This window comes from Rhodococcus pseudokoreensis (assembly GCF_017068395.1).
Lineage (GTDB): Bacteria > Actinomycetota > Actinomycetes > Mycobacteriales > Mycobacteriaceae > Rhodococcus_F > Rhodococcus_F pseudokoreensis.
In genome coordinates this window covers 4,075,100-4,090,698 of the sequence record NZ_CP070619.1, presented here as the reverse complement: position 1 = coordinate 4,090,698, position 15,599 = coordinate 4,075,100, and the positions used below count along the sequence as shown (strand labels likewise).

Here is a 15,599-nt window from a genome sequence, read left to right as displayed (position 1 = left end):
TGAGTCTTTCGGCGCAAACCCGGTCCTTCAGGGCCGGGATAGCCGATCTGGTTTTGTCGGACCGTGGGGCTAGTGTCTGGGTCATGGCGGGGAGGGTGGTGAAGCGGGCGTTCAAGTACCGTTTCTATCCGACTGTGGTGCAGGCGGATCAGCTTGCTCGAACGTTCGGGTGCACCCGGTATGTCTACAACCGGGCGTTGGCCGAGCGGACGCGGGCCTGGTCGCAGGAGCAGCGAAGGGTGACCTACAGCGACACCTCGACGATGCTCACCGGATGGAAACGCGATGCCGAGACCGCGTGGTTGGCGGAGCCGTCGAAGGGGCCGTTGCAGGAATCGCTGCGGCAGTTGCAGGGTGCGTTCGAGAAGTTCTGGCGCAAACAGACCCGCTACCCGCAATTCAAGAGGAAGGGCCGGTCGAAGGATTCGGCGACCTACTATTCGAACTGCTTCACCTACCGGAGCGGGCAGCTCCGGTTGGCCAAGCAGTCCGAACCCCTGGATATTCGGTGGTCGAGGCCGCTTCCGGAGGGGGCTGTGCCGTCGCAGGTGACGGTCTCGCGCAATGCTCGCGGTCAGTACCACATTTCGATCCTCGTCGAGGACACGATTCCCGAACTCGAGCCGGTCGATCGGGTGGTCGGGCTCGACGCCGGGATCACCAGCCTCTACACGCTCTCGACGGGGGAGAAGATCACCAACCCGCGCCACGAGCGCACGGACCGTGAGCGGCTGGCGAAGGCGCAGCGGGCGCTGGCCAAGAAGCAGAAAGGATCCCGGAACCGGGCCAAGGCCCGACTGAAGGTCGCGAAGATGCATGGCCGGATCGCCGATCGGCGCCGCGATTATCTGCACAAAGTCTCCACTCGGCTGGTGCGCGAAAACCAAGTGATCGCCATCGAGGATCTGAGTGTGCGGAACATGGTCAAGAATCGGTCGTTGTCGCGGGCGATCTCCGATGCGGGTTGGTCCGAGTTCCGGTCGATGCTCGAGTACAAGGCCGTCTGGTACGGGCGGCGGGTGGTGGCGATCGATCGGTTTCATCCGTCGTCGAAGACCTGCTCGGTGTGCGGGGAGGTCGCGTCGGCGATGCCGCTGAACGTGCGGGAGTGGACGTGCCGATGCGGCGTCGTCCACGACCGGGATGTGAACGCGGCAAGAAACATTTTGGCCGTCGGACTGACGGTGGCAGCCTGCGGAGACGGTGTGAGACCACCTCGCACCTAAGGTGCGGGGAGGCGACTGTCGGTGAAACAGGAACCGCGGGACGTGAGTCCCGCGGGGAATCTCGGTCGTTCACGGCCGAGAGGACGTCAACCACACCAGGAACGCGTAGGCGAAGAACGGGTAGCCGATGCCGCGCAATGCGTACGCGGAGATGGCGATCCAGCCGTTGCCCATCGTGACGCCGGGGATCAGGAAGACGACCTCGAGACCGACCCACACCGCGGCGCCGATCCACATCACCCGGCGCGGGCCGATGACCGAGGACAGCGTCCCGGCGAGCCAGGAACCGACGGCGACGAAGATTCCGTACATGCTGATCGTGAAGGCGGTCGTCGACTCGGTATATCCCTCGGTGTGGATCAGGAACGAGGAGAGATAGTTCGATTCGACGCCGTCGCCGATCATGAACAGCAACAGCCCGACGAATCCCAGCGCCAGGGACGGCGGCATGCCGAGTCGGTCGGCCGAGCGAGCGGCCGAGTTGACCCGCCCGGTGGTTGCCGCCGTCATAGTCCTCGCCCGTCGAATACGACCACCCGCATGCCTCTACCTCGTCTTCCGCGCCCTGCGTACCTTTGCCCGACGGTCGGACGTGTAGCGCTGTGACGGACATTACAACAAGATAGACCGCATCGTCTAGATCATCCGTACTGTCTAGACAATTTGGTTAGCGTGCGGTGAGCCGGATGACCGGGTACACCCGATCGGATTTGCTCTGATACTTCGCGATGCGGGGCTGTGCGGCGGCGATGCGCTGCCAGGCCCGCTCACGGTCGGCGCCCTCGAGCTGCTGCGGGACCACGGGTGCGGCGTCGCTGCCGGGCAGTTCGATCGACACCTTGCATGGGTGGGCCATCAGGTTGGCGTGCCAGTCGGGATTCTGGCTTCCCCCGCCCGACGCGACGACCAGCCGGGCGTCGTCACCGTCGGGGAACCACGCGAGGGGTGACTGCCGCGGCTGACCGCTGCGGCGGCCCACCGTGTTGAGGATCAGCATGTCCATGCCCATGAACTGGCCGTGACCGCGTCGGATCTTGCGGTTCGTGCGGGCGTTCATCGTCCGCTGCATCCACCGCGAAAACGCACCCGGCGTACCCGGCTTGCGCTTGCCTGCTTGATTGTTCGTCGTCATGAGCTCTCTCCCATCGGTTCAGCGTCGTGTTCTGGCAATGACGCTACGGGCGGTCCGGTGAGCGGCGCTTCTCGATTCCTGACCGATCCGAGGCGGGCACTCGGACGAGTGCCCGCCTCGCCATCTACCGCAGCGGCGGTGCGATCACGCCGTCGGCGAGCGGCGAATCGTAGGGGTGTTTCGTGGTCCGTTCGAGGAACTCCTCCTTCGCGAGCTTCAGCAGGGACGCGTCGGTGAGGAGGTTCATCGCCGATCCGGCCATGACCTTGGCGGCGTGGACCATGCCCTTGTGCGCGGCGGGGAGCTTCCCCTGCGCGACCAGTTGCCACGAGTGCGCGGGCGTGCCGCGGCTGACGCAGGCGGTGGTGCACTGCACGGTGGGCGTGACCCAGCTGACGTCGCCGACGTCGGTCGACCCCGTGAGCACTCGCCGGGGCGCGCCGGCGTCGAACGTGATCACACCGTCGTGAAGAGGGCTGTCACCCTCCTCGATTCGGGTGCCGAACATGTCGAGCGGCTTGTCGGTCAGAAACTGTCGCGCCGTGGCGAGATCCTGATCGTCGAACGGCACCGGCCCGAGTTCGAGGAGCGTGTCCTGCATCGACGTTTCCAGTACTACGTTGCCGAGGAGGTTCGAGGAGCCGCCGTCGACCTCGATTTCCACCGTGGTTTCGGTCATCAGGGCGGCGCCCTCGGCGATCTTGCGAACCCGCTCGAACAACGCGCGCATCTCCCGGACATTCGGTGCCCGGACGACGTAGTACGCCTCGGCGTACGGTTGGACGACATTCGCCGAGCGGCCGCCGCCGTCGAGAATCGCGTAGTGGATGCGGCAGTCGGAGAGCATGTGCTCGCGCAGGAAGTTGACGCCCACGCTCATCAGTTCGAGTGCGTCCAACGCGCTGCGGCCGAGTTCCGGTGACGCCCCGGCATGCGAGGCGAGGCCCGTGAAACGCACGTACGACTGCATGTACGCGAGAGTGTGGTCCCGCTGTACGAGGGTGCTGTCGCCCGGGTGCCAGCAGATCGACGCGTCGACGTCGTCGAAGGCGCCTGCCGCGACCATGAAGGTCTTTCCGGCTGCGGCTTCCTCGGCCGGGCATCCGTAGTAGCGGACGGTTCCGGGCAGCCCGTTCTCCTCCAGGTAGCGCTTGACGGCGGTGGCGGCGAGGAGAGACCCGGCGCCGAGGAGGTGGTGACCGCAGCCCTGGCCGTTGCCCGAGGTGTTGGCCGGGTCCGGGGTGCGTTCCGGGTTGCCGGACTCCTGGCTGAGGCCGGCGAGCGCGTCGTATTCGCCGAGGACGGCGATGACGGGCTCACCGGAACCGGCTTCCGCGCTGAACGCTGTCGGCACACCGCCGATCGCCGGGGTGATGCGAAATCCTTCCGCGCGTGCCAGCTCGATGTGCCTCTCTGCTGATGCTGTTTCTTCCCAACGCAATTCGGGATCATCCCAGATGGCATCGCTGAGTGCGGTGTATCGGGGTGCGAGCTCGTCGATCAGTCGGGCGAGGTCGTGGGTGGTGCTCATGTCCGTCCTATCGGTCGAAGGAGAGGTCGATGGGTGATCAGTCGAGGGAATTCCACTGCGGTGTCGCCTCGGGACCGCGGTGTGCCTCGTACCACGCGGCGACCCGGAGAACGGTCAGGTCCTGTCGTCGATCGGCGGCGATCTGCAGGCCGATCGGCCTTCCGTTCTCCGAGAAGCCGCAGTTGACCGACGCGGCGGGGGTGCCCGCGGCGTTGAACGCGGATGTGAAGTTCGCCGGGCCTGCGAACTCGGTCATCATCCGGCTCTCCGCGGGTCCGGCGAGGATGCCTGCGGTGGGGGACAGGATGGCGTCGTACCGTCCGAGCATGTTTACGGTCTCCTGTACGAACGGCCCGATCGAGTCGTACGCCTGGATGAGCTCGAGGGAGGACAACGAGTCGATGCGCGAGACCGCGGCGACCATCTCCTGATCGGCCCGGCCGAGATCGTCGACGATGTTCTTGTCGTTCATCTGGGCCCATAGATGCGCGGTGAAGAACGGGATGAATCCGGTGCTCAGGTAGTCCCTGGACAGATACGGCTCGACGGTCTCCACCCGTGCGCCCGCGGCCTCGAACACGGCGACGGCCCGGCGGATCGCGGCGACGATCTCGGGGTCGGCGGTCTTGCCCTCCACCGGGCCGAAGTTGACGCCGAGGCGGAGCCCGCGGATGTCGACGTCGAGGTCGGTCCAGTCGATCGATTCGTCGGGGAGCGAGGTGTGGTCGCGGGAATCGGGGCGGGCGATGAGGGCCATCGTGTGGGCGGCGTCGCGAACGGTGCGGGTGATCGGGCCCGCGCAGCGGCCGAGGTAGGTGTCGTTGATCGGGACGCGCCCGTAGGACGGTTTGAAACCGAACGCGGCGTTCATCGCCGCGGGGATGCGGATCGACCCGCCGATGTCGGTTCCGATGTTGACCGGCGCGTAGCCGAGTGCGGCGGCGACGGCCGCACCGGAGGACGAACCGCCCGTGTTCCAGACAGGATCCCAGGCGTTCCGGGCGATGCCGTGCCGGGACGACACCCCGGAGCCGAGCCCACTGAAGTCGGGCATGCTGGTGCTGGCGACGACCACCGCACCCGCCTCCTGCAGGCGGTCGACGACGGGCGAGTTCTCCGTCGCGATCACCGGTTCTCGCGCGGCGGTTCCGTACGACTGCGGCAGACCGACTTTCGCGGTGTTCTCCTTGATGGTCACCGGGATTCCGTCCAGCGGGCCCAGCGCTGTGCCGTTGCGCCACCGCTCACCGCTGCGCCGGGCGGACTCACGGGCCTCGTCGGCGTCGATCACATAGACGGCGCGGTGCGTGTCGTCCTTGGCGGCGATCCGCGCGATCGTCGACTCCACTGCGTCGAGCGGTGTCAGCGATCCACCGGCGAATGCGTCGTTCAGTTCGGCGACGCTGCGTCCGGCGATTGTCTGGTCGGGCATGGGTAATTCCTCTCGGTCGTGTGACATGACGTGATCAGGCGGGTGCCGGCGCGTTCTCGCCGGCAGGCGGTGCGGGGGTCTCGGACGCGGTCCGCGCGCGGCGCGAATCGAGGAACGGGGACAGGACGGCGATGACGATGCAGAGGGCGGCGCAGATTGCCCACACGGTGGCGTACGAGGTGAACGACGAGATCGAACTCGTCTTCTCACCGACGGTTATCGACGTGACCAGCGACGACATCAGCAGGGCGAACATCGCGCCTGCGATCGATCCGGCACCTGTCCGGGAGCTGTTGTAGATGCCGGAGGCGATTCCGACCGAGTCCTCGGGAGCGCGGCCGACGATGATCGCAGGTACGACGCCGGCGAGCGTTCCGACGCCGAAGCCCAACAGGAACAACCAGATCGAGAAGGCGAGCACACCGTCGTGGGAGACGATCATCGCTGTATACGCGGCGGCGCTGACGAGGGCGCCGAACGCGACCGCGAAGCGGGGTGTCAGTGCGCGGGCGATCCGGTCGCTGATCGTCGAGGCGATGAAGGCGCCGGTGGCGGTGATCGACAGGAGGAGGCCCGCGATCGTGGCCGACACGCCCAGGCCGTATCCGTACGCATTCGGGTCGGCCCTCGAGAACAGCGAGATGGGCGCCTGGGAACCGAAAGACTGGGCTCCGAGCAGTGCGGCGATGAGTATCGGGAGAACCAGGCGACCCTGTGTCAGCACGCGAAAATCGATGAGGGGATTGACCGTTCGATTCTCGACGACCACGAACGCGGCCAGGGTGGCCGCACCGCCCGCGACAAGGACGACGATCAGAGGGCTCCCCCACCCGATGGCGTTGCCGTTGGACACCCCGCCCAAAACCATGAGCAGACCGGCGGACAGCAGTGCCGCCCCGGTCCAGTCGATGCGCCCCGCACTACGAACGGTCGTCTCCCGCACCAGGAAATGGGCGACGGGAACGCAGAGCGCCAGCATGATTCCGGGAACCAGCAGCACCACTGTCAGGTTGTCGATTCGGGTCATGAACCAGCCGGCGACGAAACCGCCGACGATCACGCCGCCGGTGAGTGCCCCGATCAGGTGGCCGATGTTGCGCCCCGCCCGATCGGGAGCACGGTGCCGGACGATGGCGAATTCCAAGGGCAGGAAAGCGATCAGCGGGGCCTGCAGGGCGCGACCCACGAGAAGCACGGCGAACGACGGAGCGAACGCGACGACGAAGGATCCCACGGCCACCGCCGCCGCGGACGCCACGAGCATCCTGCGGTGGCCGTACATGTCACCGAGTTTGGCGATGATCGGGACGCAGGCCACCGATGCGAGTAGGAAGATCGCATTCACCCAGTTCAGCGCTGCCGCCGAGGTCCCGTGTTCCTGTCCGATGCTCGTGAGGAGTGGGGGATACCACCCCTGCAACAGCCCGCTGCCGAACTCCATGACGATCAGAAATCCGACGGCCGCGGACGTTCCGGTGGTTCGCGTCGTGCCGGTGTGTGGCGCAGTGCTCATATGTTCCTCCAGCAGAAACCGTGTGGTGGCCGTATCCTCAGCTGGATTGAAATCCGATAGGTAAAATGTCAGGAATTGATGCAGAATGACTTCACCGAATCAGGATTCTCTGCGCAGAGACGCCGATCTACGGCTGATTCACGCACTGCAACTCGAGCCGCGGGCGTCGTGGACCGAGCTGGGTAGGGTTCTGTCGACCGATCCGGTGGCGCTCGCGCGGCGCTGGGCCAGGATCACCGAAGAGGGGCTCGCGTGGATCAGCGGGCAGCGTCGTCACTTTCCCGCCGTGGCCGTCGTCGAGATCGAATGCACACAGGGAAAGGCCGCCGAGACCGCATTTCTGCTCGCCGACGAAGAAATCGTGCGCACCATCGATCACACGTCCGGTGGCCGTGATCTCGTTGCGGTGATCGCGGCACCGGACCTGGAGTCTTTGTCGGCATTCGTCATCGACCGGCTGGGGGATCAGAGGCTGATCGTCCGAGCCCGGATGCACCTGGTCACCGAGATTCTCGTGGAGGGCAGTGTCTGGAGGTTGAACGCACTCTCCGACGAGGAGGCGCGGCGGGTCCCCGCGGCCAAAGCGCCGCGGCCCCGTGCGGCCCGGCAGGTTCCTTCTGATCTTCAGGACGTCATCGTCCGCGCGTTGTACCGCGACGGCCGGACCCCCGCCGGCGACATCGCCGCGAAGGCGGGCGTCAGCACCCAGCGAGTTGCCGACGCGATCGCCACAATGCGTCACTCGGGCGACCTCGTGATCCGCGCAGATGTCGCGCGCAGTTACACCGGGTGGCCGATCAACGCCTGGTACTTCGTGCAGGTGCCGGCGTCGTCCATCGACCGGCTCCGGTCGACGCTGTCCCGGCTCGCGGAAGTCCGGCTCGCGGTGACCACCGCGAGCCGGTACAACCTCCTCATGACCCTGTGGGTGCGAGACCTGGCCGACGTCAACCGTTTCGAAGCCCTACTCGAGAAGGTCCTCGCCGGCGCCCGCATCGCCGACCGCGCCGTCGTCATACGGCCGGCAGTGCACTCGGGGCGCCTGTTGGATGCCCGGGGCTTCGTCACGGGGCTGTCGAAACTGCACGACGACCCGGTCTAGCAATTCACCCGACTGCCGCGAAAGCGGTTGTGCGGCAATGGTTGAGCAGTGTCAGGTGAGCGGGATGGTCCAGATGATCGCGGGCATGTCCTCGGCCCTGCGCTCCTGCCGCTGGTCGCGCTGACGGTCGTGGGTGCGGTCGTCGTTGCTCCCGGGGATGTCGCGGCCGGTGTCGGGGGCGGCCACTGCGACCACCGAGTGGTCGGCGACCGGGGTAACCGCACCCGCGGCGCCGAGGGGAAGGACGCCGAGCGCAGCCGCGGCCACCACCACGGTGACGATCCGCTTCCGCAGCGAGCTGCGGTGGGTGCGTCGTGCGTCCTGGTGCGAATGTGTGGCGTTCATGGCTTGAATTCCTGTCCGAGTGCCGCGAACCCAGCGTTCACGGCTACTCGAACGGTGTCCGCGAGAGCTCGAAACGTTACGCCCCGCCGGACATTATTTTTGCCGGAACTCCGCCGCTGCTAGCGCCACTCCCGGAACGCGTCGAGCAGGCGGTCGCGCAGCGCCGGATCGAGCTCCTCCGGGGGCAGCGTGCCGAGCGTGTGCACCGTCTGCTCGATCTGCTCCAGATAGGTGGCGCAACCCGGACAATCGCCGAGATGCGTCTCGAATCGGGCCCGGGCGTCGGGATCCATGTCGTCCTCGAGGTACGCCGTGACCAGTTCGACGAGGTCCTGGCAGTCCATGTCTCACGCTCCCGTTCCGAGATAGTCCTCGAGGGCTTGGCGCACGTGTGCGCGACCCCGATGCAGCAGCACCCGCTGATTCGCTGCGGTGATCGACAGCATCGCGGACACTTCCGCGGCGTCGTAGCCGAGGACGTCCCGCAGGACGACCACGATCCGCTGACGGTCGGGGAGGTGCTCGAGTTCGCGGCTCGCGACGTCGAGGACCTCGGCACCGAGGACCGAACCCTCCGGAGACTCCGGCCAGCTGGTCGGGGGAGTCGCCCAGTGGTGTGGCGCGTCCGGGGCCGTCCTCGGCAGGAACCGGTCCGGGTCCACGGTGGGGCTGCCCGTGAAGGCGGCCAGTTCGGCGTCGGAATCGTGCCGGTCCCGCACACCCCGCTTCTTGGCGATGTTGACGAGGATCCGGAACAGCCAGGTCCGGAGCGTCGAGCGGCCCTCGAATCGGTCGATGCCCTGCAGCACGGCGATCCAGGTCTCCTGGACGACGTCCTCCGCGACCTCCGCGCTGGCCACATAACCCCGCGCCACCCGCAGCATCATCGGCGTGTGCCGGTCGACCAGTTCGGCGAAAGCCGACTCGTCGCGCGCCCGCAACGAGAGTCGACGAGGCGCTGCTCGTACGAGGTGTCGATCTCGGTCATCCGCTCCTCCTCGGTGATCGAGGTGCTCCGGAAGCGTGGCCGCGTGAGACGGCCGGATGACATACAACCTTACTGACCTCGGCCGCAGCCGTCGATCGGTCCGCGTCCGATCGTGTGGTGGGTAGGGCCGAACGGCCCTGTCTTGACCGCACGGTGCGGGGAAGACTCGATTCGGAGGGGTGGTGGCGGTCCGCGGCGATCGGCAACGGTCGCTGCGGCCCGGGTCCCCACGGACCACCCGACCCGGCAATCCCGAAAGGGCGGCGCATGAACGTTCGGCGAACTCCGCAGGCGCGCTCGGAAAGCTATTGGGAGGAACTCGGTTCAACGGAAGCTCGGCACGTCGGCGGCGCCGAACGCGACCGGCTCCCGGCGGCGCACGAACACGTCTCGCTCGTCGACCATTGCCGAGCCGACCCGCGAGGGTAGGCAACTGTCGCTCGGCGTGGCACGATTTCGTACGTGTCCAGCAGCCCTGCCCCGGCGCACTACCTGCGCGACCTCGCCCGACTGCGCCGCGTCCGCGACCGGATCGACCGGGAATACGCACAGCCGCTGGACGTGGACGCGCTCGCTCGCGGCGTGAACATGTCGTCCGGGCACCTCAGCCGCCAGTTCCGGCTCGCGTACGGGGAGTCGCCGTATTCGTACCTGATGACGCGGCGCATCGAGCGTGCGATGGCGCTGCTGCGTCGCGGCGACCTCAGCGTCACCGAGGTCTGTTTCGAGGTCGGCTGCGCGTCGCTGGGCACGTTCAGCACGCGGTTCACCGAGTTGGTCGGCGTCCCGCCCAGCACCTACAAGCGCGACGCGGAGCAGGCGACGGCGGGCATCCCGTCGTGCGTCGCGAAACAAGTCACCAGACCGATCAGGAATAGAGAAGCGCCGGTCGCCGAGCCGCACTTATCGTGATGGTCATGGACATCACCATTCACCAGACCTACCTCCCGCAGGACGATCCGGACGCCGCACTGGGCTTCTATCGCGACATCCTCGGCTTCGAGGTGCGCAACGACGTCGGATACAACGGGCTGCGGTGGATCACCGTCGGTCCCGTCGGCCAGCCCGGTACGTCCATCGTCCTGCACCCGCCCGCCGCCGACCCCGGGGTCACCGACGAGGAGCGCCGGACCATCGTCGAGATGATGGCGAAGGGCACCTACGCCGCCATCAACCTGGCGACCAAAGACCTCGACAGCACCTTCGAGAAACTGCAGGCCGGCGACGTCGAAGTGGTGCAGGAGCCGACCGATCAGCCGTACGGGGTCCGCGACTGCGCATTCCGCGACCCCGCGGGCAACATGGTTCGCATCCAAGAGTTGCGCTGAGTTCGAGCAACGCCGAGTTCGAGCAAGTCGACCGATGGAGACCGTGAACGCGGCTCCGCCCGAACAGATGGAGACACGATGAGCATGGCCACGAAGTCGGAGTCGGGGCGAGCGAAGGGACGGGAAGCTGCGGAGGGGCGAGCGAAGCGAGGGGAAATGTCGCAGTCGCCTGAACTGCATCTTGCCGACAGTCACGACCTGATCCGCGTGACTGGCGCGCGCGAGAACAACCTCAAGGACATCAGCGTCGAACTCCCGAAGCGGCGGCTCACGGTGTTCACCGGTGTGTCCGGCTCGGGCAAGAGTTCGCTGGTGTTCGCCACGATCGCCGCGGAGTCGCAGCGGATGATCAACGAGACGTACAGCGCGTTCGTGCAGGGGTTCATGCCGACGTTGGCCCGGCCCGACGTCGACGTGCTCGACGGGCTGACCACGGCGATCATCGTCGACCAGGAGCGGATGGGCTCGAACCCCCGCTCGACCGTCGGCACCGCCACCGACGCCAACGCGATGCTGCGGATCCTGTTCAGCCGCCTCGGGAAGCCACACATCGGTTCGCCTCAGGCGTTCTCGTTCAACGTCGCATCGATCTCCGGCGCGGGCGCGGTCACCATCGAGCGCGGTGGCCAGCAGACGAAGGAGCGGCGGAGTTTCAGCATCACCGGCGGCATGTGTCCGCGGTGCGAGGGCCGGGGATCGGTCACCGATTTCGACCTGACCGCGCTGTACGACGACAGCAAGTCGCTGAACGAGGGTGCGCTGACGATTCCCGGCTACAGCATGGAGGGCTGGTACGGCCGCATCTACCGCGGCTGCGGCTTCTTCGACCCGGACAAGCCGATCGCGAAGTTCACGAAGAAGCAGTTGCAGGACCTGTTGTACAAGGAGCCGACCAAGATCAAGGTCGAGGGCGTCAACATCACGTTCGAGGGTCTGATCCCGAAGATCCAGAAGTCGTTCCTGGCCAAGGACGTCGACGCGATGCAGCCGCACATCCGCGCGTTCGTGGAGCGGGCGATCACGTTCGCCACCTGCCCCGACTGCGACGGCACCCGGCTCAGCGAGGGTGCGCGATCGTCGAAGATCAAGGGGAAGAACATCGCCGACGTCTGCTCGATGCAGATCAGCGACCTCGCCGACTGGGTGCGGGGCCTGAAGGAACCGTCGGTGGCGCCGCTGCTCACCGGGCTCCAGCATCTCCTCGACTCGTTCACGGAGATCGGCCTGGGCTACCTGTCGCTCGACCGGCCGTCCGGCACCCTGTCCGGCGGAGAGGCGCAGCGCACGAAGATGATCCGTCATCTCGGCTCTTCGCTCACCGACGTCACGTACGTCTTCGACGAGCCGACCATCGGACTGCACCCACACGACATCCAGCGGATGAACGGCCTGCTGTTGCAGTTGCGCGACAAGGGCAACACGGTGCTGGTCGTCGAGCACAAGCCGGAGGCGATCGTGATCGCCGACCACGTTGTCGATCTCGGGCCGCGCGCAGGCACCGAGGGTGGCGAGGTGGTGTTCGAGGGCACCGTCGAGGGTCTGCGGGCCAGCGACACGATCACCGGGCGGCACCTGGACGACCGCGCCACGCTGAAGTCGACCGTCCGCGAATCGTCGGGGGCGCTGGAGGTGCGCGGCGCAGACACCCACAACCTGTGCGGCGTCGACGTCGACATCCCGCTCGGCATGCTGGTGGTCGTGACCGGGGTCGCGGGCTCGGGCAAGAGTTCGCTGATCCACGGTTCCGTGTCGGACCGGGACGGCGTGGTCGCGATCGACCAGGGCGCCATCAAGGGGTCCCGGCGCAGCAACCCGGCCACCTACACCGGACTGCTCGAACCGATCCGCAAGGCGTTCGCTAAAGCCAACGGTGTGAAGCCGGCGCTCTTCAGCTCCAACTCCGAGGGCGCCTGCCCCACCTGTAACGGCGCCGGCGTCATCTACACCGACCTCGGCGTGATGGCCACCGTCGAATCCCCCTGCGAGGAGTGCGAAGGGAAGCGGTTCCAGGCCGAGGTGCTGGAGTACAAACTCGGCGGCCGGAACATCGCCGAGGTGCTCGCGATGCCGGTGGCCGAGGCCGAGGAATTCTTCGGCGCCGGCGAGGCACGGATCCCGGCGGCGCACAAAATCCTGCATCGGCTCGCCGACGTCGGACTCGGCTACCTCAGCCTCGGGCAGCCGCTCACCACGCTGTCCGGCGGCGAACGGCAGCGGCTCAAGCTGGCCACCGCCATGGCCGACAAGGGCGAGATCTACGTCCTCGACGAGCCGACCACCGGCCTCCACCTCGCCGACGTCGAACAGTTGCTCGGGCTGCTCGACCGGCTCGTCGACTCCGGCAAGTCGGTCATCGTCATCGAGCATCACCAGGCCGTCATGGCGCACGCCGACTGGATCATCGACCTCGGCCCCGGCGCAGGCCACGACGGCGGCCGGATCGTCTTCGAGGGCAGGCCGGAAGATCTGGTGGCCGCCGGTTCCACCCTCACCGGCGAGCACCTCGCGGCGTACGTCGGCTCCTGACCACGGCGTCGGCCCCCGGTTGCCCACGGCGGCCGGGGGCCTTTCCGTGTGTCGCTCGCCGCGACGGTGACGCCGGCCACCGGATTGTGCCGAACCGAGACGTGCCCTGCCGCACTGGGACGCCCCCACCCTCCCGCCGCTCCTAGCGTCACTTTCCGCCAGTGACCACAGACACGACAGGAGAGTGGAATGTCCGATCTCGATGCCGCGCTCGGCAAGGTTCTCGACGACGTCACTACCCGGATGCTGTTGCTGCACACCGCCGGGTTCGGATACGACTTCTTCGACGAGACCTACAACCGGCTGAGGGTCGAACACGACCAGCCCAGCGTGATCACGGCTAGCAGGGCGTCGCTGAAGACGCCGTTGCTGTTCGATCCGGGCACGAAGTGGCAGTACGGGACGAACATCGACTGGGCCGGTCAGGTGGTCGAGGCGATCCGCGGCAAGCGACTCGGCGAGGTGATGGCCGAGCGGGTGTTCGCGCCGCTCGGCATGCGCGACACGTCGTTCACCCTGACCGGGTCGATGGCGGCCCGGCGCGCGACGATCCACCAACGCGAGGAGGACGGCCGGCTGACCCCACTGGATCTGGTGCTCCCGCAGGACCCGGAAATCCACATGGGCGGGCACGGCCTGTACTCGACGGCCGGCGACTACCTGAACTTCGAGACGACGGCCTACCGTCGCGCCCCGCTCGCGTCACCCGTCCAGGTCGGATAACTTCCGCTCGAGCACGGTCCGCTCGCGCTCGTTGCCGCACAGTGTCACAGCGAGCTCGAGTTCGGTCCGCGCCTCGTCGGTGCGCCCCAGGCGGGTGAGCAGTTCGCCGCGAACGCCGGGCAGCAGGTGCGAGTTCGACAGCGCCTGCGCGGCCACCAGTTCGTCCACGATCGGCAGCGCCGCGGCGGGTCCCCGGGCCATGGACACCGCCACCGCCCGGTTGAGGTCGACCACCGGCGACGGCGCGAGTCGGCCGAGCGCCTCGTAGACGAGGACGATCCGCTCCCAGTTCGTCGCGTCGACCGACGGCGCGACGGCGTGGCATTCGGCGATCACCGCCTGCAGGCCGTAGGCGCCCAGGCCCCGGCCGACCTGTTCGGCGCGGGCGAGGGCGGCGCGTCCGCGCCGGATCGCGGAACGGTCCCAGCGGCGGCGGTCCTGCTGCTCGAGCAGCACCGGCTCACCGTCCGGCCCCGTGCGGGCCGGGAACCGCGCCGCGGTCAGCTCGAGCAGCGCGAGCAGGCCGTGTACCTCGGGTTCGTTGGGGACGAGCCGGGTCAGCACCCGGGCGAGGCGCTGCGCCTCGCCCGCCAGGTCGAGGCGGATCAGGTCGCCGCCGGAGCTGGCCGACGACCCCTCTGTGAAGATCAGGTAGATGACGCTGAGTACCGAGCCGAGTCGCTCGGTCCGCTCCCCGGCGGGCGGCACCTCGAACGGCACCCGGGCCGCGCCGAGCGTCTTCTTCGCCCGGGTGATCCGGGCCTGCACGGTCGCGGTCGGGACGAGGAACACCTTCGCGATCTCGTCGCTCGTCAGACCGCCGACCACCCGCAGCGTGAGCGCCACCCTCGCCTCCCGCGACAACACCGGGTGGCAGGAGATGAACATCAACGCGAGGATGTCGTCGTCGATCTGGTCCGGATCCCACAGTACGTCGCCGGTCCCGGTGGCCGGATCGGCGGGCGCGGGACCCGAGACGGCGCCGCCCTCGCCCAGTTCGTGGGCGAGGACGGCGTACCGCTCGTCGAGTGCGGCGCGCCGGCGGAACGCGTCGATCGCGCGGCGGCGGCCGACGGTGAGCAACCATCCCGCGGGGTTGTTGGGGATGCCGTCGCGCGGCCAGCTCACGAGTGCCTCCGCCAGCGCCTCTTGGCCGAGGTCCTCGGCCAGCGCGAAATCGCCGGTGTACCGGGCGAGCGCACCGACGATCCGCGCCGACTCGATCCGCCAGACGGCGGCGACGGCCTCACGCCCGGTGTGGCCGCCGCCCGCCGACCCGTTCAGAGCTGGCCGGTCTCTTCGCGCCACGCCCGCTCCTTCTGGATCCATTCGTTGTCCTGCGGGAACTCGTCGATGGTGGTGACCCGGCGGATTTCCGCCTTCGAACCGGGACCGGCCATCGGGGCACGCTTCGCCCACTCGACGGCTTCCTCCTTCGACGCCACGTTGAGCATCCAGAAGCCGCCGAACAACTCCTTCGTCTCACCGTAGGGGCCGTCGGTCACCACCGGCGTCTCGGAGGAGTAGTCGACCACGACACCCGATTCGGGGTCGGGGTCCAGGCCCTCGGCGGCAAGCAGCACGCCCGCCCGGATCATCTCGTCGTTGAACTTGCCCATCGCGTCCATGATCTCGCCGAAGTCGGCGTCCTGGAATGCGGCAAAGGTCTCGTCCGTGGCGCGCATGATCAGCATGTACTTCATGGTTCGTCTCCTTGGATGTCGGGGCCCTCTTGGACCTTCTCATCCTCAGG

General features: G+C 67.5%; 14 protein-coding genes and 2 pseudogenes. 6 read left to right on the top strand and 10 right to left on the bottom strand.

Annotation, left to right across the window (positions count from 1 at the left end):
* The first annotated feature begins 83 nt into the window (after window positions 1-83).
* On the top strand, window positions 84-1,226 hold the full coding sequence (locus JWS13_RS23865) for an RNA-guided endonuclease InsQ/TnpB family protein (RefSeq protein WP_206007823.1): 1,143 nt from the start codon (window positions 84-86) through the stop codon (window positions 1,224-1,226).
* A gap of 69 nt (window positions 1,227-1,295) precedes the next feature.
* On the opposite strand, the gene JWS13_RS23860 is transcribed toward JWS13_RS23865, so the two are convergent.
* From JWS13_RS23860 to JWS13_RS23840, 5 genes are all read right to left on the bottom strand, one after another.
* The gene (locus tag JWS13_RS23860) at window positions 1,296-1,736 is read right to left on the bottom strand and encodes an MFS transporter (protein WP_206007815.1); all 441 of its coding nucleotides are present in this window, start codon (window positions 1,734-1,736) and stop codon (window positions 1,296-1,298) included.
* A 157-nt stretch (window positions 1,737-1,893) separates the two neighbouring features.
* Window positions 1,894-2,358, bottom strand: coding sequence for a nitroreductase family deazaflavin-dependent oxidoreductase (locus JWS13_RS23855; RefSeq protein ID WP_206007802.1), 465 nt, complete (start codon window positions 2,356-2,358; stop codon window positions 1,894-1,896).
* Between the two features lie 124 nt (window positions 2,359-2,482).
* Complete coding sequence (locus JWS13_RS23850) at window positions 2,483-3,889, bottom strand: M20 family metallopeptidase (RefSeq protein WP_206007793.1); 1,407 nt, start codon at window positions 3,887-3,889, stop codon at window positions 2,483-2,485.
* A gap of 37 nt (window positions 3,890-3,926) precedes the next feature.
* On the bottom strand, window positions 3,927-5,321 hold the full coding sequence (locus JWS13_RS23845) for an amidase (protein WP_206007791.1): 1,395 nt from the start codon (window positions 5,319-5,321) through the stop codon (window positions 3,927-3,929).
* Between the two features lie 34 nt (window positions 5,322-5,355).
* Window positions 5,356-6,834: an MFS transporter gene (locus JWS13_RS23840; RefSeq protein ID WP_206007784.1), complete on the bottom strand. Its 1,479-nt coding sequence runs from the start codon at window positions 6,832-6,834 to the stop codon at window positions 5,356-5,358.
* An 85-nt stretch (window positions 6,835-6,919) separates the two neighbouring features.
* Here JWS13_RS23840 and JWS13_RS23835 point away from each other — a divergent pair, with 85 nt between their 5' ends.
* Entirely contained in the window at window positions 6,920-7,936 is a 1,017-nt protein-coding gene (locus JWS13_RS23835) for an Lrp/AsnC family transcriptional regulator (RefSeq protein WP_206007782.1), read from the top strand.
* Between the two features lie 51 nt (window positions 7,937-7,987).
* Here the strand turns inward: JWS13_RS23835 and JWS13_RS23830 are convergent, their stop codons facing one another.
* From JWS13_RS23830 to JWS13_RS23820, 3 genes and pseudogenes are all read right to left on the bottom strand, one after another.
* Window positions 7,988-8,281, bottom strand: a complete 294-nt coding sequence (locus tag JWS13_RS23830) for a hypothetical protein (RefSeq protein ID WP_206007780.1) — start codon at window positions 8,279-8,281, stop codon at window positions 7,988-7,990.
* 119 nt (window positions 8,282-8,400) lie between these two features.
* Window positions 8,401-8,625, bottom strand: coding sequence for an anti-sigma factor family protein (locus tag JWS13_RS23825; RefSeq protein WP_206007778.1), 225 nt, complete (start codon window positions 8,623-8,625; stop codon window positions 8,401-8,403).
* A 3-nt stretch (window positions 8,626-8,628) separates the two neighbouring features.
* Window positions 8,629-9,332 (bottom strand): annotated as a pseudogene (locus tag JWS13_RS23820) (RNA polymerase sigma factor).
* A gap of 399 nt (window positions 9,333-9,731) precedes the next feature.
* Between JWS13_RS23820 and JWS13_RS23815 the strand changes: the two are divergent.
* The 4 genes and pseudogenes from JWS13_RS23815 to JWS13_RS23800 form a co-directional block, all read left to right on the top strand.
* Window positions 9,732-10,181, top strand: a complete 450-nt coding sequence (locus JWS13_RS23815) for a helix-turn-helix transcriptional regulator (protein ID WP_160096884.1) — start codon at window positions 9,732-9,734, stop codon at window positions 10,179-10,181.
* A 5-nt stretch (window positions 10,182-10,186) separates the two neighbouring features.
* Complete coding sequence (locus tag JWS13_RS23810; protein ID WP_087562220.1) at window positions 10,187-10,597, top strand: VOC family protein; 411 nt, start codon at window positions 10,187-10,189, stop codon at window positions 10,595-10,597.
* 78 nt (window positions 10,598-10,675) lie between these two features.
* Window positions 10,676-13,123: an ATP-binding cassette domain-containing protein gene (locus tag JWS13_RS23805; RefSeq protein WP_420855018.1), complete on the top strand. Its 2,448-nt coding sequence runs from the start codon at window positions 10,676-10,678 to the stop codon at window positions 13,121-13,123.
* A 192-nt stretch (window positions 13,124-13,315) separates the two neighbouring features.
* Window positions 13,316-13,792 (top strand): annotated as a pseudogene (locus tag JWS13_RS23800) (serine hydrolase domain-containing protein); the annotation flags it as partial.
* 33 nt (window positions 13,793-13,825) lie between these two features.
* Here JWS13_RS23800 and JWS13_RS23795 read toward each other — a convergent pair.
* A complete protein-coding gene (locus tag JWS13_RS23795) occupies window positions 13,826-15,154 on the bottom strand; it encodes an RNA polymerase sigma factor (protein WP_206007777.1) in 1,329 nt (442 codons plus the stop codon).
* The gene (locus JWS13_RS23790; protein ID WP_072943599.1) at window positions 15,127-15,549 is read right to left on the bottom strand and encodes a YciI family protein; all 423 of its coding nucleotides are present in this window, start codon (window positions 15,547-15,549) and stop codon (window positions 15,127-15,129) included. The genes JWS13_RS23795 and JWS13_RS23790 overlap by 28 nt, the downstream gene beginning before the upstream one ends.
* Window positions 15,550-15,599: the final 50 nt, after the last annotated feature.

Bases quoted from the DNA above. Each gene is read 5' to 3' on its own strand.
- JWS13_RS23865 (WP_206007823.1), top strand. From the start codon at position 84: ATGGCGGGGAGGGTGGTGAAGCGGGCGTTCAAGTACCGTTTCTATCCG.
- JWS13_RS23860 (WP_206007815.1), bottom strand. From the start codon at position 1,736: ATGACGGCGGCAACCACCGGGCGGGTCAACTCGGCCGCTCGCTCGGCC.
- JWS13_RS23855 (WP_206007802.1), bottom strand. From the start codon at position 2,358: ATGACGACGAACAATCAAGCAGGCAAGCGCAAGCCGGGTACGCCGGGT.
- JWS13_RS23850 (WP_206007793.1), bottom strand. From the start codon at position 3,889: ATGAGCACCACCCACGACCTCGCCCGACTGATCGACGAGCTCGCACCC.
- JWS13_RS23845 (WP_206007791.1), bottom strand. From the start codon at position 5,321: ATGCCCGACCAGACAATCGCCGGACGCAGCGTCGCCGAACTGAACGAC.
- JWS13_RS23840 (WP_206007784.1), bottom strand. From the start codon at position 6,834: ATGAGCACTGCGCCACACACCGGCACGACGCGAACCACCGGAACGTCC.
- JWS13_RS23835 (WP_206007782.1), top strand. From the start codon at position 6,920: ATGACTTCACCGAATCAGGATTCTCTGCGCAGAGACGCCGATCTACGG.
- JWS13_RS23830 (WP_206007780.1), bottom strand. From the start codon at position 8,281: ATGAACGCCACACATTCGCACCAGGACGCACGACGCACCCACCGCAGC.
- JWS13_RS23825 (WP_206007778.1), bottom strand. From the start codon at position 8,625: ATGGACTGCCAGGACCTCGTCGAACTGGTCACGGCGTACCTCGAGGAC.
- JWS13_RS23810 (WP_087562220.1), top strand. From the start codon at position 10,187: ATGGACATCACCATTCACCAGACCTACCTCCCGCAGGACGATCCGGAC.
- JWS13_RS23805 (WP_420855018.1), top strand. From the start codon at position 10,676: ATGAGCATGGCCACGAAGTCGGAGTCGGGGCGAGCGAAGGGACGGGAA.
- JWS13_RS23790 (WP_072943599.1), bottom strand. From the start codon at position 15,549: ATGAAGTACATGCTGATCATGCGCGCCACGGACGAGACCTTTGCCGCA.